Here is a 19,821-nt window from a genome sequence, read left to right as displayed (position 1 = left end):
ACGGTCCAGAATAGCGGCTGGCAATGGCGCCAGGTAAGATCGCCACATGACAGGCTACCTCTACATGACCGCGAGCCAGAAAGGCGGCACGATCTATATCGGCGTCACCAATGACCTTGCTCGTCGGATGCCGGAGCACAAGACCGGCCAAGGCTCCAGCTTCACCAGCCGTTACGGTGTGCAGCGTCTGGTCTGGTACGAAGAGCATCTCGACATCACCGACGCCATCCAGCGTGAGACATCATTGAAGCGCTGGCCACGCCAATGGAAGATGGAATTGATCGAGAAGAGCAACCTGGAATGGTTCGAGCTGTTTCGCGGAATCGGCTGGTGAGCGTTCTGGACCGTGGCGGCTCTCAACCGTCACGGCATGGATTCTAGGGTCTGCGCGCGTCGCTTCGCTCCTTGCTCCGCCCTAGAATGACGAAGGATACGTCCTGCCCTGTCGTTGCTCAATTCTCAATTCATCATCATCGCGTCCATCGGCTGGAAGGTCGGCAGCGCCTGTGGAAAGACCAGCACCGCCGCGCCGTAAAGGAGCAGAGCGATTCCCGACAGCTTGGCTATCCGCTCTCCTGACTGGAGGGTCTTTTCCGCAAAGATCAGCAAGGTGACCACGGCCATTGCGGCGACATTCATGATCCCGAGCGGAAAGAGGGCGAGAAACAGGAGCCAGCAGCAGCCGAGACAAAAGGCTCCATGCTCGATGCCCATGCGTGCCGCGCCCCAACGACCGTCGTGCCATGAGGTCAGGATGAAACCGATGGGCGTGCGGCATTTGGCCAGGCAAATATCCTTCAATGGGGAGAGCTGATAAGCACCCGCAACGATCAGCAGCACGCCGCCGATGCGCGCGGCCATCGCGGCAGACATTCCCATCTGCCCGCCAAGCATCTCCGCGCCGGCCGCGCCGGCAAAGGCGAGAACGCCAATCGCGCTCCAAACCAGCATGTAGCCGGCCACGAACACCCAGGTGGAGACGAAGGTCTCGCCGCGCCCCCGCTTGGCCGCTTGAACCTGGTGAAACGTCAGGATCATCGGGGCGGCCGTCGGAAACATCATGGCAATCATCATGACGATCCAGACGGCAAGAAAGAGCGGCGCCGTCATGCCCATGGTGGGCGAGTAGATTTCCATGCGCATGTCCGCGTCCATGCCGATCTGCTGTCGGATGAGCACAGTCCACGACGCCGCGGCGCTCGCAATCAGCAGCGCGAGAACGATGTTTCGCTGCAGTGTCAGCGTCATGGGCGAGCCCGTCCGGCCATGCGGTCAAGGACTATTGCTGGCCGGACCAATTGATCGGAGCGTAGTGCGCGTTTCGGCGCGAATTATCCCAACTCATGCCATGGTCGCTGAACGTATTGCCTTCCGCGCCCATCGCCAGGCCGAGCCAGTCTGGATTGACGGGATGGCCGGTGGCCGCCCACATCTCGCCATCCTCGCGCATTGTCGGCAACGGTTCGACCGCCAGTTGCATCACGCCGGCAACCTCCACCGACCGCTTCTTGCCGTCGACCTGGTATTTGATCGGCGCCTTCTTCGCTCCGAGATTGGTGCTGATCATCGGCGCGAAGGCAGCCATCGGCCCACCCGCGGCGCCGGTGAAGATGGCGCCCAGCGCCTCTGTTTGCCGGTCATCCGCCCGTTCGTCGATATAGGCCGCCGCCGTCCAATTGCCGTCCGCCATCGGACCTGGCGTGTGAGCAACCATCGCGACATTGAGCCCGTCCAATCGAACGTCGCCGAAACTGCCCTTGTCGATATGAAAGACCAGGGCAACGTCGCAAACGCCTTTCGTCGGCTTCGACGTCAGCTGCGCCTGGGTGGACAGCAGACAGGGACATACGACATCGCAGCTGCAGTTCTCGAAGTAACTTCCAGACAATTGCCAACTGACCGCCATTTGCACCTCCCATTTGCGTCAGGCGCGTCGGGCATATCGCTTTGGCGAGGCGGTGCCGTTTCACGAACACGATCGGAACGGCAGAGAGCCCTCATCGCGACTGATCGGCACGCCGGGGCATAACTTAAGTTCGAGCTAATAGAAGGTACGCCGTTGCCCCGGGCTGTCAAGCGGAGGGCGCCGGCGCTGGAACGTCGGGTCGCTCGGCCGCGTGCGGCTGCAGACAGCGGTGCTGCCGACGCGCAAACGGCAGAACCTGTCCGATGCACTGACGCGACAGGCTGTGTTTCGCGATTGTGCTGCAAAACGCTTGTGATTGGCGAAAACCGACGCGCCTGCTGATCTCCCCGTGGGCCTTTGTGAGGAAGATGTCCGGGAGGACAGAGGGGGGCGCGAAGGAACGCCGACCATCTCCGTCGTCATTCCAGGGCTGAGCAAGGAGCGGAGCGACGCGCGCAGACTCTAGAATCCATTCCGTGACGCTAAGGCATTGCAACGTTTACAGAATTTTGTACCGCTGAGCCCTTCGGCCTCGGTCACGGAATGGATCCTCGGGTCAAGCCCGGGGATAACGACGCGTGGGTTGGGGCTAGAGAAGCGCTGATACGCTGGCCGGACAGCGTCCCTCCTGTCCTGTCGGCCAACTCCCTCAAGTCGGAGATCTGCCGCCACCCGCCTTCAATGATCGGCGCGCAACAAAAAAGGGCCGGCGCATCGCCCAAGCCCTGTTTATCACCGATATATCACGCATATCCAGCCTTAAGCCAAAACCTCAGGTTCCAGCAAATACCGTTGCGCCGCAGCCGCCTACCGCTCGTCCTTCAGCCGCCGGCACAACTCGTCGAGCTGGTCCAGCGAGCGATAGTTGACCCTGAGCGTGCCGCCCTTGCCCTTGTGCTCGATGCTGACGATCATGCCGATCGTATCGGTCATCAGCTTCTCGAGCGCTAGCGTGTCGGGGTCCTTGTCCGACGCGCTTGCCGCGGGCCTGGTCTTGGCCGGTGTCGGGCCGGCGGGCATCTGCGCCAGCGCTTCCGCCTGGCGCACCGAAAGCCCTTCCTTGACGATGCGCTTGGCGAGCCCGGCCGGGTCCTCCGCGGTTACCAGCGTGCGGGCATGACCGGCCGAGAGATCGCCGTCGACCAGCATGCTATGGATGACGGGGGGCAGCTTCAGAAGCCGTAGTGTGTTGGCGACATGGCTGCGGCTCTTGCCGATCACCTGGCCGAGATCGGCCTGGGTGTAGCCGTGCTCGTCGATCAGCTGCTGATAGCCTTGCGCCTCCTCGACCGGATTGAGGTCGGCGCGCTGCACGTTCTCGATGATCGCCAGCTCCAGCGCGGTGCGGTCGTTGACGTCGCGCACGATCAGCGGAATCTCGGTCAGGCCGGCGCGCTGCGCCGCCCGCCAACGCCGCTCGCCGGCGATGATCTCGTAGCGGCCGGGCTGCGAAGGCGAGGGGCGCGCCACCACCGGCTGCACCACGCCATGCTCGCGGATCGATTGCGCGAGGTCGGTGAGCTCGGCATCGCCGAAATGCCGGCGCGGATTCTTCGGGTTCGGGCTGACGAATTCGATCGGCACCTTGCCGTCCGCCGCGACCGCCGCGCTTGGCTTTTCCGGCGCCGCCGGCCGGTCGATTTCGCCGATCAACGCCGCGAGGCCACGGCCCAGTCTTTTTCTTGATTGGTCTTCGCTCATTGGTTTGTCCAGATCGTTTCGGAATCGAATTGGCTAATTAACCAAAGCTGCCACAAAGGGCGCGCTCAGGCGGCGCGCAGCTTGCGCTCGCGGCGGATCACCTCGGAGGCGAGCTGCAGATAAGCCTGGCTGCCCGAGCATTTCAGGTCATAGAGGATCGCCGGCTTGCCATAGGACGGCGCTTCGGAAACGCGCACATTGCGCGGAATGATCGTCTCATAGACCTTGTCGCCCATATGGGTGCGCACATCCTGCACCACCTGGTTGGCGAGGTTGTTGCGCCCGTCATACATGGTGAGCACGATGCCCTGGATGGTGAGATCCGGGTTGATGCTGCTGCGCACCTGCTCGACCGTCTCCAGCAATTGGCTCAGACCTTCGAGCGCGAAGAACTCGCATTGCAGCGGCACGAGAACGGAATCGGCCGCGGCCATTGAATTCAAAGTCAAAAGATTGAGCGAGGGCGGGCAGTCGATCAGCACATAGCCGAACGGCGCCGACCGCTCGGCGGCGGCGCGCAGCGCATTGCGCAGCCTGAGCACGCGGTCGGGCGCCGAGGCGATCTCCATCTCGATGCCGAGCAGGTCGAGCGTCGAGGGCACGATGGACAGGCCCGGCACCGCCGTCGGCACGGCGGCTGCTTCCAGATCGAGCTCGCCCGTCAGCACGTCATAGGACGAGACGGTGCGGTCCTTGCGGTCGATGCCGAGCCCGGTGCTGGCATTGCCCTGCGGGTCAAGATCGACGATCAGCACGCGCTCGCCGATCGCGGCCAGCGCCGTGGCCAGATTGATGGCCGTCGTCGTCTTGCCGACGCCGCCTTTCTGGTTGGCAACAGTGATGATACGCGGTGCTGTGCTCATGGGCCTATGCCAGTAATTCATTGCTGTTTCGCCGGGCGCAATTCGGTGATTTCGAGGATGACGCCGTGTGGGTCGGTCATGCTCGAATGTTCTACCAGATCGAAGCCCCAGCGGTGAGTGCTTTCTTCCACCTCGGCACGGTAATCCCGGCCTTTATGGAAGAGCGCGCGTGACCCTTTGGTCAGCCACGGCGCAGCCAGGTCGAGCAGATCCGGAAGGGCCGCCAGCGCTCTGGCAGTTACGATTTCCGGTGCGGAAACAAGCGCATAGCTGTCGTCGATGCGCTTGGCCAGGACCCGTGCCGGCAAATTGAACTGACCGATGACCGATTGCAGAAACGAAGCCTTCTTGCGGTTGCTCTCGACCAGGTCGATCGATGCGCCGGCACGCTCGGCCAGCAGAAAGCCGAGCACCAATCCCGGAAACCCGCCGCCCGAACCAAGGTCGACCCAGCGCGTGGCAGTGGGTGCGATTCGCGCGAGTTGGGCGCTATCCAGGATGTGGCGGCGCCAGACATCGTCCAGTGTCGATGGCGCCGTCAGGTTGATGCTGCGGTTCCATTTCAGGAACAGCTCTTCGAAGGCCCGAAGCCGCTCGAATGTTTCACGTGAAACCGGACCCGCCGCCTTTTGCAGATCGTCCCAGGCGCTCACGCCACGTCCCTTCGCGCGGCGAGCTCGGCGTTGCGGACATGAGCCACGATGATGGCCAGCGCAGCGGGCGTCATGCCTTCCATCCGCTGAGCATCGGCGATCGAACGCGGCTGGCGGGTCTTCATCTTCTGCTTCAGCTCGTTTGAAAGTCCGGGAACATCGGAAAAGTCGATAATCTCGGGGATGAGTCGCGATTCCTCATGCCTGATCTGCGCGACATCGGCCTGCTGCCTATCAAGGTAAACCGAATATTTCGCTTCCGTTTCGAGTCGCTCCGCCGTCTTGGCGTCAAGCGCGGCAAAGCGCGGCTCGACACGCGTCAGCCACGCCATGTCGACGCCCGGATGCACCAAAAGCTCATAGGCCGAGCGGCGCACGCCGTCCTTGTTGATCTCCAGCCCATGCCGCGCCGCTTCGTTCGGCGTCAGCGTAACGGACTTTGCCAGGACGCGGGCCTGATCGAGTTTCAGTGCGATCTCGCCGAACCTCTGCATCCGCGGCGAGGCCACGATCCCGAGCTTGTCGGCCAGTGGCGTCAGCCGCTGATCGGCATTGTCGGCGCGCAGCGACAGCCGGAACTCCGCCCGCGAGGTGAACATCCGGTAAGGCTCGGCGATGCCGCGGCTGGTCAGGTCGTCGACCATCACGCCGATATAGGCCTCGGTGCGGCTGAGCACGACCGGTTCGCTTGCCGAAGCCTTGCGCGCCGCGTTGATGCCGGCGAGCAGACCTTGCGCGCCGGCCTCTTCGTAACCCGTCGTGCCGTTGATCTGCCCGGCCAGGAACAGGCCGGCCACGCGCTTCGTCTCCAGCGTCGTCTTCAGTTCGCGCGGATCGACATGGTCGTATTCGATGGCATAGCCCGGCTGCAGCATCGTCGCCTTTTCCAACCCGGGAATGGTCTTCAGGATGTCGAGCTGCACATCCTCCGGCAGCGAGGTCGAGATGCCGTTCGGGTAGACGGTGTCGTCGTCGAGGCCTTCCGGCTCGAGGAAGATCTGATGGCCCTCGCGGTCGCCGAACTTGACGATCTTGTCCTCGATCGAGGGACAATAGCGCGGCCCGACGCCTTCGATCGAGCCGGAATACATGGCCGAGCGGCCGAGATTGGCCCGGATAAGGTCATGCGTCGCCGGCATAGTGCGCGTGATGCCGCAATGGATCTGCGGATTGATGATTGCGTCCGTCATCAGCGAGAACGGCACCGGATCCTCGTCCGCCGCCTGGCTTTGCAGCGACGCCCAATCGACGGTGCGGCCGTCGAGGCGAGGGGGCGTGCCGGTCTTCAGGCGCCCGAGCTTGAAGCCCGCACGCGCCATGGTGGCCGAAAGCCCATGGCTTGCCTGTTCGTTCATGCGGCCGGCGACGATCTTCCTCTCGCCGATATGGATCAGCCCGCGCAGGAACGTGCCGGTGGTCAGCACGACCGCGCCGCAGGCCAAGCGCCGATCGCCCGAAACCAGCACGGCCGCCACGCGCCCGTCTTCGATTGCGAGATCGAGAACCTCGCCCTCGACCACGTCGAGATTGGCCTGGTCGCCGATCGCGGCCTGCATGGCAAGTCGATAGAGCTTGCGGTCGGCCTGGGTGCGCGGACCGCGCACGGCCGGCCCCTTGCGGCGGTTGAGCAGGCGGAACTGGATGCCGGCGGCATCCGCGATGCGGCCCATGAGCCCGTCCATGGCATCGATCTCGCGCACGAGATGGCCCTTGCCGAGGCCGCCGATCGCCGGATTGCAGGACATGACGCCGATCGTATCGAAGCGCAGCGTCACCAGCGCGGTCCTGGCGCCGGCGCGCGCGGCAGCGCTCGCCGCCTCGCAGCCGGCATGGCCGCCGCCCACCACCACCACATCATAGTGATCGGTCATTTTTCCAAGAATCCGCTTTCAGAGATTGCCCGACACATGTCCCCGTCATCACGCGCTGTCAAGGACGAAGGCCCGACTCGTTTCACGTGAAACACCTATCCGAAGCCCAAATGTTTCACGTGAGTCATCGCCGCACGGGTCCCGCGTCGTGTTTCACGTGAATCATTTACCGATGCAGAACTGCGAAAAGATGACGTCGAGCAGATCCTCAACATCGACCGCGCCGATGATCCGGCCGAGGCGATCCGCCGCCAATCGTAATTCCTCGGCCCTCAGTTCCTGGCTGTGTCCGGCCAGCGCCGCTCGCAAGAAGCCCGTCGTCTCCTTGAGCAGCTCGACGTGCCGCAGCCTCGACGGGAGGACTTCACTCGCGTCCCCGGCTGCTTTGGCGGCACGGTCTCCGATCTCGTCGAGAAGAGCGCCGAGCCCGGTGCCGTCCCTGGAAGAGATCGCCAGATCATATGCGCCAGCGCCGGCACCGGCGATATCGGACTTCGTCCCGACATGCAGCAGTGGAGCCCCGCTCGCAACATTGCCGACGGGAACAGGGTCAGCCATGTCCTCCAACAGCAGGATCAGGTCTGTCTCCCCGGCCCTGGCCTTGGCACGCTCGATGCCGATTGATTCGACCTTGCCCGCGGCGTCCCGCAGGCCGGCCGTGTCGACAATCCGCACCTTCAGCCCATTGAGGTCCATGGCGATCTCGAGCAAATCGCGAGTCGTGCCCGGTTCGTCGGTGACGATCGCCGCGTCGCGCCTGGCCAGCGCGTTGAACAGGCTGGACTTGCCGGCATTTGGCGCACCGAGGATCACAACCTCGAACCCGTCGCGGATGATCTCCGCTGCCTTGAAGCCTTCAACATGCCGATCGATCTCGCCGATCATTGCCGACACGTCGGACCAGACCGCCTCCGAAACGGAACCCGGCACGTCCTCCTCGTCGGCGAAGTCGATTTCCGCCTCGATCATGGCGCGCGCATGGATCAGCCGGCGGCGCCAGCTCGAATACAGCTCGCTCTGCGTGCCTTCCGCGTTGCGCAAGGCGAAGCGGCGTTGCGCTTCCGTCTCGGCATTGACCAGGTCGGCGAGCGCCTCGGTCTCGACAAGGTCGAACTTGCCGTTGAGAAAAGCGCGCCGGGTAAACTCGCCGGGCTCGGCATGCCGCACGCCTTCAAACTGCGTGATCGTCTCCAGCATCTTGGCCGCGACGGCGCGGCTGCCATGGACGTGAAACTCGGCAACGTCCTCGCCGGTGAAGCTGCCGGGACCCGGAAAGAACAGGACAAGCCCGTGGTCGATGACCGAGCCGTCCGCGGCCTTGAGCTTGCGCAACGTGGTAAACCGGTCCTTAACGGTGCCAGCAATCGTTTCGACCACGAATCGAGTCCTCGGGCCTGAGATGCGGATGACGGCAAGGCCGGCAGGCAGGCGGCCGCTGGACAGCGCCACGATCGAATCCTTCGAAGCCATTGGGGAAACCATTTGCCGGACCTGCCGAACCGCCTAGATTAAAGGTAGAGCATGTCGGCCGAAGACCGCCTCACGGTTTTCGGCATCATGCTTTGCCGCATCAAACCCAAATGCCGAGCCCGCCCATCGTGACCTTGCCCGCGCGAAACCTGCTTGCCGAAGAGGCCAGCCCCTATCTGCAGCAGCACAGCGACAATCCCGTGCATTGGCGCGGCTGGTCGCCCGCTGCCCTTGCCGAAGCCAAGGAGCTCGGGCGGCCGATCCTGCTCTCCATCGGCTACGCCGCCTGCCACTGGTGCCATGTCATGGCGCATGAAAGCTTCGAGAACGACGCCGTGGCGGCCGTCATGAACCGGCTCTACGTGAATATCAAGGTCGATCGCGAGGAACGGCCGGACATCGACCAGATCTATATGGCCGCCCTCCATGCCATGGGCGAGCAGGGCGGCTGGCCGCTGACCATGTTCCTGACGCCCGACGGCAAGCCCTTCTGGGGCGGCACCTATTTCCCGCGCGAGGCGCGTTACGGAAGGCCGGGCTTCATCCAGGTGCTGGAGGCGGTCGACAAGGCCTGGCGCGAAAAGCGGCAGAGCCTTGCCGAAAGCGCCAACGGGCTGACCGCCCATGTCGAGCAGCGCCTTGCCGGCGCGACGGGCAAGGCCGTGCTCGACCGCGGCACGCTGGCCGATCTCGCCGGCCGCATCGACGGCATGATCGACCGCGAACTCGGTGGCTTGAAGGGCGCGCCAAAGTTCCCCAACGCGCCGTTCATGCACGCGCTTTGGCTGTCCTGGCTGCGGGACGGCCAGGCGGAACATCGCGATGCCGTGCAGCTGAGCCTCGAAAAAATGCTCGCCGGCGGCATCTACGATCATGTCGGCGGCGGCCTAAGCCGCTACTCGACCGACGCCGAATGGCTGGTGCCGCATTTCGAGAAGATGCTTTACGACAACGCCCAGCTCATCCGCCTGTGCAACTGGGCCCATGCCGCCACCGGGAACGACTTGTTCCGGATACGAATCGAAGAAACCGTCGGTTGGCTGCTGCGCGAGATGCTGGTCGAAGGCGGCGCCTTCGCCGCCAGCCTCGATGCCGACAGCGACGGCGAGGAGGGGCTTTTTTACACATGGAACCGCGAGGAGGTCGAAGCCGCGCTCGGCGACGATGCGTCGACCTTCTTGCGGTATTTCGAGCTGGCCGCCCCGCATGGCTGGGAAGGCAAGCCGATCATTCGCCAGACCGAAGCACAGCAAAGTCAGGGCATCGCCGACTACGCTCAACTTACTCCTCTGAAAGCGAAGCTGCTGGCTGTCCGCGAACAGCGGATCAGGCCTGGCCGAGACGGCAAGGCGCTCACCGACTGGAACGGGCTGATGATCGCGGCCCTCGCCGAGGCGGGCCGCTCACTTGGGCGCCGTGAGTGGATCGATGCCGCAGCCAAGGCTTTCGCCCATATCGTCGAGGCCAGCCAGGATGGCCGCCTGCCGCATTCCATGCTCGGCGCGAAGAAGCTTTTCCCGGCGCTGTCCAGCGACTATGCCGCCATGACCAACGCGGCGATCGCGCTGTTCGAGGCGACCGGCGACCCGGCCTATTCGGATCGCGCCAGGCAGTTCATCGGCGAGCTCGACCGCTGGCACCTGGACGACGAAAAGACCGGCTACTGGCTGACGGCGTCGGACAGCGGCGACGTTCCGATCCGCATCCGCGGCGATGTCGACGAGGCGATACCTTCCGCCACCAGCCAGATCGTCGAGGCGCTGGTGCGGCTGTCGTCGCTCACCGGCGACCTCGATATCTGGGAGAAGGCCTGGACCGCCGCCGAGCACGCCATGGGCCGCGCGTCCCAGCTGGCCTATGGCCAAGCCGGCATCGTCAACGCCTGCGCGCTGGCGCTCGAGCCATTGAAGCTCGTGATCATAGACAAGCCAGAGTCTTCAAGTCTTGTTCCGGTTGCGAATCGGAATCCCGATCCGCGCCGGGTGGACATCGTCCTGCCGATCGGTACAGAAGCGAATCGACCGCTATTGCCGGGCGGCGTGCTGCCGCCGACGGACAAGGCAGGCGCCTGGTTCTGCAGCGGACAGGTGTGTCTGCCGGTGGTCACGGATGCGGGTGAGTTGGAGAAGTTGCTGCGGCGAAGCTAAAAAGCCAGCGAGGCCGAGCTTCTTCGTCATCCTCGGCTTGACCCGAGGATCCATGCCGTGACGTTTGCCGAAGAACGCAGCGGCGCAGAATTCTGCACCGCTGCAAAGCTCAAAAGGAACGGCACGGATTCTAGGGTCTACGCCGCGTCGCTCCGCTCCTTGCTCCGCCCTAGAATGACGAAGAAAAGGGGCGGACTACCGCGCTCACCCCAATCACGTATTCATCGAATCGAAGAAGTCGGCGTTGGTCTTGGTCTGCTTGAGCTTGTCGATGAGGAACTCGATCGCGTCGGTCGTGCCCATCGGCGCGAGGATGCGGCGCAGCACGAAGATCTTCTGCAGGTCCGCGCGCGGCACCAGCAGGTCCTCCTTGCGGGTGCCCGACTTGAGGATGTCCATCGCCGGGTAGATGCGCTTGTCGGCCACCTTGCGGTCGAGCTGGATTTCGCAGTTGCCGGTGCCCTTGAACTCTTCGAAGATGACTTCGTCCATGCGGCTGCCGGTATCGATCAGCGCGGTCGCGATGATGGTCAGCGAGCCGCCTTCCTCGATGTTGCGGGCGGCGCCGAAGAAGCGCTTCGGGCGCTGCAGCGCGTTGGCGTCGACACCGCCGGTCAGAACCTTGCCGGATGACGGCACGACGGTGTTGTAGGCGCGGCCGAGACGCGTGATCGAATCCAGCAGAATGACCACGTCGCGGCCGTGCTCGACCAGTCGCTTGGCCTTCTCGATCACCATTTCGGCGACTTGCACGTGGCGCGCCGCCGGCTCGTCGAAGGTCGAGGAGATGACCTCGCCCTTCACCGAGCGCTGCATGTCGGTCACTTCCTCCGGACGCTCGTCGATCAAAAGCACGATCAGATAGCATTCCGGATGGTTGGCGGTGATCGAATGGGCGATGTTCTGCATCAGCACCGTCTTGCCGGTGCGCGGCTGCGCGTTGATCAGCGCGCGCTGGCCCTTGCCGATCGGCGCGACCAGATCGATCACGCGCGGCGAGATGTCCTTGGAGGTCGAATTGTCGATCTCCATCTTCAGCCGCTTGGTCGGATAGAGCGGCGTCAGATTGTCGAAGTGGATCTTGTGACGGATCTTTTCGGGATCGTCGAAATTGATGGTGTTGACCTTGAGCAGGGCGAAATAGCGCTCGCCTTCTTTCGGGCTGCGGATCGGTCCCTCGACCGTATCGCCGGTCTTGAGCGAAAAGCGCCTGATCTGCGACGGCGAGATGTAGATGTCGTCGGGACCCGGCAGGTAGTTTGCGTTGGCCGAGCGCAGGAAGCCGAAACCGTCCTGCAGCACCTCGACCACGCCGTCGCCGATGATCTCGATGTCCTGGGCGGCGAGCTTCTTCAGGATCGCGAACATCAGCTCCTGCTTGCGCATGACGCTGGCGTTCTCCACCTCGAGCGATTCGGCATAGGCGATCAGCTCTGGCGGCTTCTTGTTCTTGAACTCTGCGAGTTTCATTTCTTGCATCAGATAGACTCTGGGTAGGCTTTGGGGAGGAAAATCGGCTGAATACGACAAATGCCGGGCGCGGCCGAAAGCGAGTGAAAGGGGCGGCGCATGACGGGAAGGAAGACCCGTCTTTTATCGTCGGTCGCCTGAAAGAGCAAGCCGCCTTTTGCTGGGCTTCTGCTGGATCGAAGGAAGCCTGGAGCATGATCCTCGGAAAGATCATGCTCCTGATCTAAAACGGCTTCACGATGACCAGGATGACGATGACGATCATCAGCAATGTGGGGATCTCGTTGACGATCCGCCAGTGCCGCGCCGGTTTTTCGTTCTTGTCCTCGGCGAATTTCCGGACCGCGGCGGCGAGATAGCCATGCAGACCCGACAGGACGAGCACCAGCGCTATCTTGGCGTGCAGCCAGCCGCCCTGGAAGCCAAAGCCCTTCCAGGCCAGCCAAAGCCCGAACACCCAGGTCACGATCATCGCCGGATTGATGATGCCCCGCAGCAGCCGGCGTTCCATCACCTTGAAGGTCTCGGACTGCACCGAGCCTTTCTCGGCATCGACGTGATAGACGAAGAGCCGCGGCAGATAGAGCATGCCGGCCATCCAGGCGATGACGGCAATCACATGGATCGCCTTGGCCCAGGGGTAGAAGCCGTCGCCCGCCACGAAATAGAGCAGCGCGCTCAGCATGACGAGCACGGCAATGCCGATCGCCATGCGCTTCATCGCCTGGCCAGTGCTGTTCCCACTGCTCGCGCTGTTCTCGTTGCTCATCGGCGGCTCCTCACCATTTTCACCATCGCCTCGACATGCGAGACCGGCGTCTCCGGCGTGATGCCGTGGCCGAGATTGAAGATCAGCGGTCCACCACCCAACGTTCTTAGAATCGCATCGACGCCGTCGGCCAGCGCCTTGCCGCCGGCGACCAGGCGCAGCGGATCGAGATTGCCTTGCACCGCTCCGTCGCGTTGCAAGTCCTTCGCCATCGACAGCGGCACGGTCCAGTCGAGGCCGAGACCGGTGATGCCGGTCTTCCTCCTGTAGTCGCGATAGCGCTCGCCGGCGCCCTTCGGAAAGCCGATCACTGGCACGTTCGGGTGAGCCGCCTTCACCTGCCGGACGATCTCGGCCACCGGCTCGACGCAGAAGGCCTCGAAGGATGGTTCGTCCAGCACGCCCGACCACGAATCGAAAATCTGCACCGCATCGGCGCCGGCTTCGATCTGGCGAATGAGATAGGCGGCCGAGTGGTCGGCCAGAATCTTCAGAAGCCGTGCGAAGGCCTCGGGCTCGCGATAGGCGAAAAGCCGGGCAGGGCTCTGGTCGGGCGTGCCGTGCCCGGCAATCATATAGGTCGCCACCGTCCAGGGCGCTCCGCAGAAGCCGAGCAGCGTCGTCTCGTCGGGCAGTTTTGCGCGCAACCGGCGCACCGTCTCGTAGACCGGTTCGAGATTCACGTGAAACATACCGCTGTCCAGCGCGGGAATCTCGGCTGCCGAGATCGGCTTCAGGATCGGGCCGCGGCCCTCTTCGAAGCGGACATCCCGCCCCAAGGCGTTGGGCACGACGAGAATGTCGGAGAACAGGATCGAGGCGTCGAAGCCGAAGCGTTCGATCGGCTGCAGCGTCACCTCGACGGCAAGGTCCGGGTCGTAGCAGAGATCGAGGAAGGATCCCGCCCGCTTCCTGGTCTCCCGGTATTCGGGAAGATAGCGGCCCGCCTGACGCATCATCCAGAGCGGCGGCGGTGCAACCGTCTCGCCCTTGAGGACGTCCAGCATGATCCGTTTCGCAGCCATTTGGCGCTGTCCCCTCCGGGTGTCTCTTAAATCAAATATCTATTTTAAAAGAGTCTTCTGATTCTAAGAGTCTGTTGGTTGTGATGATTGCGACCTGTCCAGCCTGCGGCTCGAAAAGGCCAGTCAGCATATTGTCGCGTACTCGCTTTCGCAATTTGGAGGGATCTGGGGACGAAGCGGATTCAGGCTTTCGAGTCAAAAGCTTGGCCTTTCGGGTCTGGACTTCCCGCTGTGGACGAAATCGGCCAAGAAAAATTGATCCCCAGTTTTGTCCCCAGCGCCGCGACAAAGCCTACAGCGGGTCGAATTGTGGACAAGCGGCCATCTGATACAGTCGCTTCCCGACCCGAGGCCTGCCCATCCAGCCTTGTCCACAATTGCCCACAGCCTGGACCCATCCCCTGTGAACAAACCTCAGAGCTTCTTCCACCTGCATCTGATCTCCGACGCCACCGGCGAGACGCTGCTGGCGGCCGGCCGCGCGGCGTCGGCGCAATACAAGGATGCGCGCGCCATCGAGCACATCTATCCGCTGATCCGCACGGAAAAGCAGATCGCCAAGGTCTTCGAGGATATCGAGGAAGAGCCCGGCATCATTCTCTATACGGTGGTCGACCAGAAGCTGGCGCGCTCGATCGACGAGCGCTGCGCGGCGATGGGCCTGCCTTGCGTGTCGGTGCTGGAGCCGGTGCTGACGGTCTTCCAGTCCTATCTCGGCACGCCGGCCGGCCGCCGCGTCGGCGCCCAGCACGTGCTCGACGCCGAATATTTCCGCCGCATCGATGCCTTGAACTTCACCCTGGAGCATGATGACGGCCAGCTGCCGGCCAATATGGACGATGCCGATATCGTGCTGATCGGCATATCGCGGACCTCGAAGACCCCGACCAGCATCTATCTCGCCAATCGCGGGATCAAGACCGCCAACATCCCGATCGTGCTCGGCGTGCCGCTTCCCGAAAGCCTGATCGCCGCCAGGACGCCCTTGGTCGTCGGCCTGATCGCCACGGCCGAACGCATCTCGCATGTGAGGCAAAACCGCATCCTCGGCAACAGCGCCGCCTTCGTGTCGACCGACTATGTCGACCGCGCCGCCATCAACGAGGAGCTCGCCTACGCCCGCCAGCTCTGCACGCGGCATGGCTGGCCGATGATCGATGTCAGCCGCCGCTCCATCGAGGAAACCGCGGCCGCCATCGTTGCCCTGCGGGGAAAGACGCGCTAACTGGGATTTGCCGAGACGCCGGCCGCTTCGTCATCCTAGGGCGGAGCAAGGAGCGAAGCGACGCGGCGTAGACCCTAGGATTCATGCCGTGACGTCGAAGTGTTGCGACGGTGTAGAATTCTGCTCCGCTGCGCCCCTCGGCTGAGGTTATGGCATGGATCCTAGGGTCTTCGCGACGGAGCTTCGCCCTAGGATGACGAAGTTCGTAAGGCTTTGGCCATTCTCCAAAGTTTGTGCTGGACCCCCAGACAAACGATGGGTCAACAGCGTCAGGGAGCTAGTTGGGCGAAACATCATGGTCGAGAAAATCATCCTCGCTTCGGGCAGCCCCTACCGCAAGGCGATGCTCGTCAATGCCGGCCTCGACATCGAGGCGGTGCCGGCAAATGTCGACGAGCGCGCGCTCGAGGCTCCGCTGAAGGACAGCGGCGCTTCGCCGGAGGACGTCGCGTCGATCCTGGCGGAGGCCAAGGCGACAGAGGTCAGCGAGCGCAAGCCAGGCGCCCTGGTGCTCGGCTGCGACCAGACCCTGTCGCTGGGCGACGAGATCTTTCACAAGCCCGCCGACATGGAAAGCGCGCGGCGTCATCTCCTAACGTTGTCGGGCAAGACGCATCAATTGAACAGCGCCGCCGTGCTTTGCCGCGACGGCGAGGTGCTGTGGCGCCATGTCGGCGTCGCCAGCCTCACGATGCGCAAGCTCGATCCCGCCTTCATCGGCCGGCATCTGGCGCGTGTCGGCGCCAAGGCGCTGTCCAGCGTCGGCGCCTACCAGATCGAGGGCGAAGGCATCCAGCTGTTCGAGAAGATCGAGGGCGATTATTTCACCATTGTCGGCCTGCCGCTTTTGCCGGTGCTGAAGGAGCTGCGCGCATTGGGAGCCATCGATGGCTGAGAAAAAGGCCTTCGTCACGGGACATCCGATCGCGCATTCGCGCTCGCCGAAGATCCACGGCCATTGGCTGGCGCAATACGGCATCGACGGCAGCTATGAAGCGATCGACGTCGCGCCGGATGATTTCGCGTCCTTCCTGAAGGCGCTTGCCGACAATGGTTTTCGCGGCGGCAATGTCACCATCCCGCACAAGGAGGCGGCCTTCGCCGGCGTCGCCCGCCGCGATCACGCGGCCGACGCGATCGGCGCGGTCAACACACTATGGTTCGAGGATGGCATTCTGTGTGGCGGCAACACCGACGGCTACGGCTTTGCCGCCAACCTCGACCAGTATGCGCCCGGCTGGGCGGCCAATGGACCGGCCGTTGTGCTCGGCGCCGGCGGGGCTTCGCGCGCGGTCATCCATGCGCTGAAGGAGCGCGCGGTGAAGGATATCCGCATCGTCAACCGGACGCTCGCGAGAGCCGAGGAACTCGGGCGCCATTTTGGCGCCGGCATCTCGGCGCACGGCGCCGATGCGCTCGGCGAGCTGCTTGCCGATGCCGGCCTGCTCATCAACACCACTTCGCTCGGCATGCATGGCAATGGAACCTTGGCCGCCGATCCGGGCGCGTTGCCGGACCATGCCATCGTCACCGACATTGTCTATGTGCCGCTGGAGACGCCTTTGCTCGCCGCCGCCAGGGCGCGTGGCCTGAAGACCGTCGATGGTCTCGGCATGCTTCTGCATCAGGCGGTGCCCGGTTTCGAACGCTGGTTCGGCCGGAAACCCGACGTTACGTCCGAGCTGCGAAGCATGATCGTCGCCGATATCGAGGGACATTGATGATCGTGCTCGGCCTTACCGGATCGATCGGCATGGGAAAGTCGGCGACGGCGAAAATGTTCGCCGAGGCCGGCGTGCCGGTACATGATTCCGACGAGACCGTGCATCGCCTCTATTCCGGCAAGGCCGCCCCCCTGGTCGAGGCGGCCTTCCCGGGCACGACGCAGGCAGGCATAGTCGACCGCGTCAAGCTCGCCGGAAAAGTGCTCGCCGATCCGGACGCGCTGAAGAAGCTCGAGGCAATCGTCCATCCGCTGGTGCGCGCCGATGCCGACGCGTTCCTGGCCAAACACCGCGCTGCCGGCGCGCCGCTCGCCGTGCTCGACATCCCGCTTTTGTTCGAGACCGGCGGCCGCGGCCGCGTCGACAAGGTCGTGGTCGTCACCGCCTCGCCCGAAATCCAGCGTGAACGCGTGCTCGCCAGGCCGGGCATGAGCGAGGAGAAGTTTTCGTCGATCCTCGCCAAGCAGGTGCCCGACGCCGAAAAGCGCCGCCAGGCCGATTTCATCATCGACACCGGCCACGGCTTCGATGCCGCTCGAAAGGCGGTCGAGGCGATCGTCGCCGAACTGGCAGGGGATAAGAAGGAGACACCACCCTCCTGACTCTTGCTGTCAGCAGCCGCCATTGCCATTTTTCGCCGAAGCACGATGCTGCCCGTGCCAAGGACAACTGATTCGAATGCGTGAGATCATCTTCGATACGGAAACCACCGGCCTCGATTTGCGCGACGACCGCATCATCGAGCTCGGCGGCGTCGAGCTGGTCAACCGTTTCCCGACCGGCCGCACCTTCCACAAATTCATCAATCCGCAAGGGCGCGCCATCCACGCCGAGGCGCAGGCCGTGCATGGCATCAGCGCCGCCGACCTTGTCGGCAAGCCGACCTTCGCCGAAATCGCGCAGGAATGGCTGGACTTCACCGACGGCGCCAAGCTGATCGCGCACAACGCCACCTTCGATATCGGCTTCCTCAATATCGAGTTCAGCCGGCTCGACCAGGCGGCCATCGATCCCGGCCGCATCGTCGACACGCTGGCGCTCGCGCGCCGCAAGCATCCGATGGGGCCGAACTCGCTCGATGCGCTTTGCCGTCGTTACGGCATCGACAACACCCGCCGCACCAAGCACGGCGCGCTGCTCGACTCCGAACTGCTGGCCGAGGTCTATATCGAGCTGATCGGCGGCAAGCAGGCGGCGCTGGTGCTCGAGGCCGTGGCGGTGCGGATAAACGGCGCCGGCGAGGTGGCCGACATCGACATCTCGATCGGCGCCCGGCCAATCGCGCTGCCGTCGCGGTTGAGCGAAACGGATCGCGCGGCGCATGCCGGGCTGGTTTCGACGCTGGGTGAAAAGGCGCTGTGGCTGAAAGTGGCGACAGCGGGCTGAGCGGGCGCGCTGGCGCCGACGTTGGAGATTGGCCGAAACCCCCGTGACGTCGTCATACTCGGGCTTGACCCGAGTATCCATGCCGTGACCTCGGCCGTAGGGTGCGACGGTGCAGAATTCTGTAACCGCCGTAACGCCTTGACGTCACGGCATGGATTCCAGGGTCTGCGCGCGTCGCTCCGCTCCTTGCTCCGCCCTGGAATGACGAACGGGAAGGCGGCCACGGCCAATCGCGAAGGTTGGCAACTGCTCGCTGGGCCCTGATCAAACAAAAAAGCCCGGCGCGAAGCCGGGCTCTCCATACGGTGTGGCGCCGATTCGCCTCAGCTCACCTGGATCTTGCTCGCCGCCGCCTGGTCCTCGGCGATGCGCTGCTGGAACATCTGCGCGAAATCGATCGGGTCGAGCATCAGCGGCGGGAATCCGCCATTGCGGGTGGCGTCGGCGATGATCTGGCGGGCAAACGGGAACAAAAGCCGCGGGCATTCGATGAACAGCAGCGGCAGCATATGCTCCTGCGGGAAGCCGTTTATGGCGAAGACGCCGCCATAGACCAGCTCGACATTGAACAGCACTTCCTGGTCGAAGGAGGCCTTGGCGTTCAGCGTCAAATTGACGTCGAACTGCTTGTCCGAGAGCGGATTGGCGTTGACGTTGACATTGATGGCGATACCCGGAGCCTTGTCGCGGCCGCGCAGCGAATTCGGCGCGCCGGGGCTCTCGAAGGACAGGTCCTTCACATATTGCGCAAGCACATTGAGCGAGGGCTGGTTCTGGGTGCCGTTGCCGTTGGCGGCGCCGGTCGCCGCGTCATCGTTGCTGGCCATTAGCCTTTAAGTCCTTTTGCCTGGGCAGCATTGCTGACCGGATTGAAATCGCGGGTTCGCTACCATGGTCGGCCGGACAAAACAAGTTTTGCCGCCCTTATCGGCAGGAGGAACAGGACATCGCAAACGCTGGGGATTGGCTGAAGCTCCTCAACCTCGTCATTCCAGGGTCTGCGCGGGTCGCTTCGCTCCTGCTTCGCCCTGGAATGACGATCGCGATGGGCGTTTCGGCCAATCTCCAAGGCACGCCATCTGCCAGAGCCGGCCGGTCAAAGTCCCTGTCGAGGACTAGTCGTTCTTCAGCCGCCGCCAGGGTGAATTGTGGTCCGGCCGGTTCGGATAGTCGTCGCGCGAATAGTCTGTGTCGTCGAGGTCGATGACATTGTCGCGCCGGCGGGCCGAAAAGCCGCTGCTGAAGCTGGTCGCCATGACGATGCGGCTCTTGAGCGCGCGCCAGGCGAAGTCGCGCACCGGCGGCAGCAACAGAAGAATGGCGAAGATATCGGTGATGAAGCCCGGGATGATCAGCAGGATCGCCGCCAGCACGATCATGGCGCCATGCGCGAGCTGGCGGCTGGGGTCGCGCCCGGCATCCATCTCCGTCCGCACCCGCGCCATGACGCCAAAACCCTGGTGCCGGAGCAACAGGCTGCCCGCGACGGTGGACAGGATGACCAGCCCGACCGTCGCCAAAGCGCCGATCTCACGGCCGACAACGACGAAGCCGGCGATCTCCAGCAGCGGCAGCAGGAGCAGGAACAACGGGATGAACGAAATGCGCAAG

At 63.6% G+C, this 19,821-nt stretch carries 19 protein-coding genes; 7 read left to right on the top strand and 12 right to left on the bottom strand.

Features of this window, described 5'->3' with window-relative positions; translation table 11 throughout:
* The first annotated feature begins 46 nt into the window (after nt 1-46).
* On the top strand, nt 47-334 hold the full coding sequence (locus FJ414_RS19575; RefSeq protein WP_140645989.1) for a GIY-YIG nuclease family protein: 288 nt from the start codon (nt 47-49) through the stop codon (nt 332-334).
* Nucleotides 335-459: 125 nt separating this feature from the next.
* Here FJ414_RS19575 and FJ414_RS19570 read toward each other — a convergent pair whose 3' ends face one another.
* The 7 genes from FJ414_RS19570 to mnmE all read right to left on the bottom strand — a co-directional run bounded on the left by FJ414_RS19570 (nt 460) and on the right by mnmE (nt 8,464).
* Nucleotides 460-1,248 (bottom strand): DUF2182 domain-containing protein, encoded by a 789-nt coding sequence (locus FJ414_RS19570; protein WP_140645988.1) that lies wholly within the window; start codon nt 1,246-1,248, stop codon nt 460-462.
* A 31-nt stretch (nt 1,249-1,279) separates the two neighbouring features.
* Nucleotides 1,280-1,906, bottom strand: a complete 627-nt coding sequence (locus FJ414_RS19565; RefSeq protein WP_140645987.1) for a DUF1326 domain-containing protein — start codon at nt 1,904-1,906, stop codon at nt 1,280-1,282.
* 807 nt (nt 1,907-2,713) lie between these two features.
* Nucleotides 2,714-3,607 carry a ParB/RepB/Spo0J family partition protein gene (locus tag FJ414_RS19560; protein ID WP_140645986.1) on the bottom strand — a complete coding sequence of 298 codons (894 nt, stop codon included), beginning with the start codon at nt 3,605-3,607 and terminating at the stop codon, nt 2,714-2,716.
* A 65-nt stretch (nt 3,608-3,672) separates the two neighbouring features.
* The gene (locus FJ414_RS19555) at nt 3,673-4,470 is read right to left on the bottom strand and encodes a ParA family protein (RefSeq protein WP_140645985.1); all 798 of its coding nucleotides are present in this window, start codon (nt 4,468-4,470) and stop codon (nt 3,673-3,675) included.
* Between the two features lie 17 nt (nt 4,471-4,487).
* Nucleotides 4,488-5,123 (bottom strand): 16S rRNA (guanine(527)-N(7))-methyltransferase RsmG, encoded by a 636-nt coding sequence (rsmG, locus tag FJ414_RS19550; RefSeq protein WP_140645984.1) that lies wholly within the window; start codon nt 5,121-5,123, stop codon nt 4,488-4,490.
* On the bottom strand, nt 5,120-6,994 hold the full coding sequence (gene mnmG / locus FJ414_RS19545; protein ID WP_140645983.1) for a tRNA uridine-5-carboxymethylaminomethyl(34) synthesis enzyme MnmG: 1,875 nt from the start codon (nt 6,992-6,994) through the stop codon (nt 5,120-5,122). The genes rsmG and mnmG overlap by 4 nt, the downstream gene beginning before the upstream one ends.
* Nucleotides 6,995-7,156: 162 nt before the next feature.
* The gene (mnmE, locus tag FJ414_RS19540) at nt 7,157-8,464 is read right to left on the bottom strand and encodes a tRNA uridine-5-carboxymethylaminomethyl(34) synthesis GTPase MnmE (protein WP_140645982.1); all 1,308 of its coding nucleotides are present in this window, start codon (nt 8,462-8,464) and stop codon (nt 7,157-7,159) included.
* Nucleotides 8,465-8,574: 110 nt separating this feature from the next.
* On the opposite strand from mnmE, the gene FJ414_RS19535 reads away from it, so the two are divergent.
* The gene (locus FJ414_RS19535) at nt 8,575-10,611 is read left to right on the top strand and encodes a thioredoxin domain-containing protein (protein ID WP_246672446.1); all 2,037 of its coding nucleotides are present in this window, start codon (nt 8,575-8,577) and stop codon (nt 10,609-10,611) included.
* Nucleotides 10,612-10,824: 213 nt separating this feature from the next.
* Here FJ414_RS19535 and rho read toward each other — a convergent pair whose 3' ends face one another.
* The 3 genes from rho to hemE form a co-directional block, all read right to left on the bottom strand.
* Entirely contained in the window at nt 10,825-12,090 is a 1,266-nt protein-coding gene (gene rho / locus FJ414_RS19530) for a transcription termination factor Rho (protein ID WP_140645981.1), read from the bottom strand.
* A 214-nt stretch (nt 12,091-12,304) separates the two neighbouring features.
* Complete coding sequence (gene hemJ / locus FJ414_RS19525; RefSeq protein WP_140645980.1) at nt 12,305-12,850, bottom strand: protoporphyrinogen oxidase HemJ; 546 nt, start codon at nt 12,848-12,850, stop codon at nt 12,305-12,307.
* Nucleotides 12,847-13,875: a uroporphyrinogen decarboxylase gene (gene hemE, locus FJ414_RS19520; protein ID WP_140645979.1), complete on the bottom strand. Its 1,029-nt coding sequence runs from the start codon at nt 13,873-13,875 to the stop codon at nt 12,847-12,849. Before hemE ends, hemJ begins: the two co-directional genes overlap by 4 nt.
* Nucleotides 13,876-14,278: 403 nt before the next feature.
* On the opposite strand from hemE, the gene FJ414_RS19515 reads away from it, so the two are divergent.
* From FJ414_RS19515 to dnaQ, 5 genes are all read left to right on the top strand, one after another.
* Entirely contained in the window at nt 14,279-15,100 is an 822-nt protein-coding gene (locus FJ414_RS19515; protein ID WP_140645978.1) for a pyruvate, water dikinase regulatory protein, read from the top strand.
* A gap of 295 nt (nt 15,101-15,395) precedes the next feature.
* Nucleotides 15,396-15,995: a Maf-like protein gene (locus tag FJ414_RS19510; protein WP_140645977.1), complete on the top strand. Its 600-nt coding sequence runs from the start codon at nt 15,396-15,398 to the stop codon at nt 15,993-15,995.
* The gene (locus FJ414_RS19505) at nt 15,988-16,821 is read left to right on the top strand and encodes a shikimate dehydrogenase (RefSeq protein WP_140645976.1); all 834 of its coding nucleotides are present in this window, start codon (nt 15,988-15,990) and stop codon (nt 16,819-16,821) included. Before FJ414_RS19510 ends, FJ414_RS19505 begins: the two co-directional genes overlap by 8 nt.
* On the top strand, nt 16,821-17,426 hold the full coding sequence (gene coaE / locus FJ414_RS19500) for a dephospho-CoA kinase (RefSeq protein ID WP_140645975.1): 606 nt from the start codon (nt 16,821-16,823) through the stop codon (nt 17,424-17,426). The genes FJ414_RS19505 and coaE overlap by 1 nt, the downstream gene beginning before the upstream one ends.
* Nucleotides 17,353-18,210 (top strand): DNA polymerase III subunit epsilon, encoded by an 858-nt coding sequence (gene dnaQ, locus FJ414_RS19495; RefSeq protein WP_281405800.1) that lies wholly within the window; start codon nt 17,353-17,355, stop codon nt 18,208-18,210. The genes coaE and dnaQ overlap by 74 nt, the downstream gene beginning before the upstream one ends.
* A gap of 323 nt (nt 18,211-18,533) precedes the next feature.
* Here dnaQ and secB read toward each other — a convergent pair whose 3' ends face one another.
* Together secB and FJ414_RS19485 are read right to left on the bottom strand one after the other, a co-directional pair.
* Nucleotides 18,534-19,037, bottom strand: a complete 504-nt coding sequence (gene secB, locus FJ414_RS19490) for a protein-export chaperone SecB (protein ID WP_140645973.1) — start codon at nt 19,035-19,037, stop codon at nt 18,534-18,536.
* A 288-nt stretch (nt 19,038-19,325) separates the two neighbouring features.
* Nucleotides 19,326-19,820 carry an FxsA family protein gene (locus FJ414_RS19485; protein WP_140645972.1) on the bottom strand — a complete coding sequence of 165 codons (495 nt, stop codon included), beginning with the start codon at nt 19,818-19,820 and terminating at the stop codon, nt 19,326-19,328.
* Nucleotide 19,821 lies beyond the last annotated feature (1 nt).

Source organism: Mesorhizobium sp. B3-1-6, from assembly GCF_006439555.1.
Lineage (GTDB): Bacteria > Pseudomonadota > Alphaproteobacteria > Rhizobiales > Rhizobiaceae > Mesorhizobium.
Note: the sequence above shows the minus strand (reverse complement) of the source record. Positions and strands in the feature narration are given on the sequence as shown.

Excerpts from the sequence above, each read along its gene's own strand:
- FJ414_RS19575 (WP_140645989.1), top strand. The coding sequence starts at position 47 with ATGACAGGCTACCTCTACATGACCGCGAGCCAGAAAGGCGGCACGATC.
- FJ414_RS19570 (WP_140645988.1), bottom strand. The coding sequence starts at position 1,248 with ATGACGCTGACACTGCAGCGAAACATCGTTCTCGCGCTGCTGATTGCG.
- FJ414_RS19565 (WP_140645987.1), bottom strand. The coding sequence starts at position 1,906 with ATGGCGGTCAGTTGGCAATTGTCTGGAAGTTACTTCGAGAACTGCAGC.
- FJ414_RS19560 (WP_140645986.1), bottom strand. The coding sequence starts at position 3,607 with ATGAGCGAAGACCAATCAAGAAAAAGACTGGGCCGTGGCCTCGCGGCG.
- FJ414_RS19555 (WP_140645985.1), bottom strand. The coding sequence starts at position 4,470 with ATGAGCACAGCACCGCGTATCATCACTGTTGCCAACCAGAAAGGCGGC.
- mnmG (WP_140645983.1), bottom strand. The coding sequence starts at position 6,994 with ATGACCGATCACTATGATGTGGTGGTGGTGGGCGGCGGCCATGCCGGC.
- mnmE (WP_140645982.1), bottom strand. The coding sequence starts at position 8,464 with ATGGCTTCGAAGGATTCGATCGTGGCGCTGTCCAGCGGCCGCCTGCCT.
- FJ414_RS19535 (WP_246672446.1), top strand. The coding sequence starts at position 8,575 with ATGCCGAGCCCGCCCATCGTGACCTTGCCCGCGCGAAACCTGCTTGCC.
- rho (WP_140645981.1), bottom strand. The coding sequence starts at position 12,090 with ATGCAAGAAATGAAACTCGCAGAGTTCAAGAACAAGAAGCCGCCAGAG.
- hemJ (WP_140645980.1), bottom strand. The coding sequence starts at position 12,850 with ATGAGCAACGAGAACAGCGCGAGCAGTGGGAACAGCACTGGCCAGGCG.
- hemE (WP_140645979.1), bottom strand. The coding sequence starts at position 13,875 with ATGGCTGCGAAACGGATCATGCTGGACGTCCTCAAGGGCGAGACGGTT.
- FJ414_RS19510 (WP_140645977.1), top strand. The coding sequence starts at position 15,396 with ATGGTCGAGAAAATCATCCTCGCTTCGGGCAGCCCCTACCGCAAGGCG.
- FJ414_RS19505 (WP_140645976.1), top strand. The coding sequence starts at position 15,988 with ATGGCTGAGAAAAAGGCCTTCGTCACGGGACATCCGATCGCGCATTCG.
- coaE (WP_140645975.1), top strand. The coding sequence starts at position 16,821 with ATGATCGTGCTCGGCCTTACCGGATCGATCGGCATGGGAAAGTCGGCG.
- dnaQ (WP_281405800.1), top strand. The coding sequence starts at position 17,353 with ATGCCGCTCGAAAGGCGGTCGAGGCGATCGTCGCCGAACTGGCAGGGG.
- secB (WP_140645973.1), bottom strand. The coding sequence starts at position 19,037 with ATGGCCAGCAACGATGACGCGGCGACCGGCGCCGCCAACGGCAACGGC.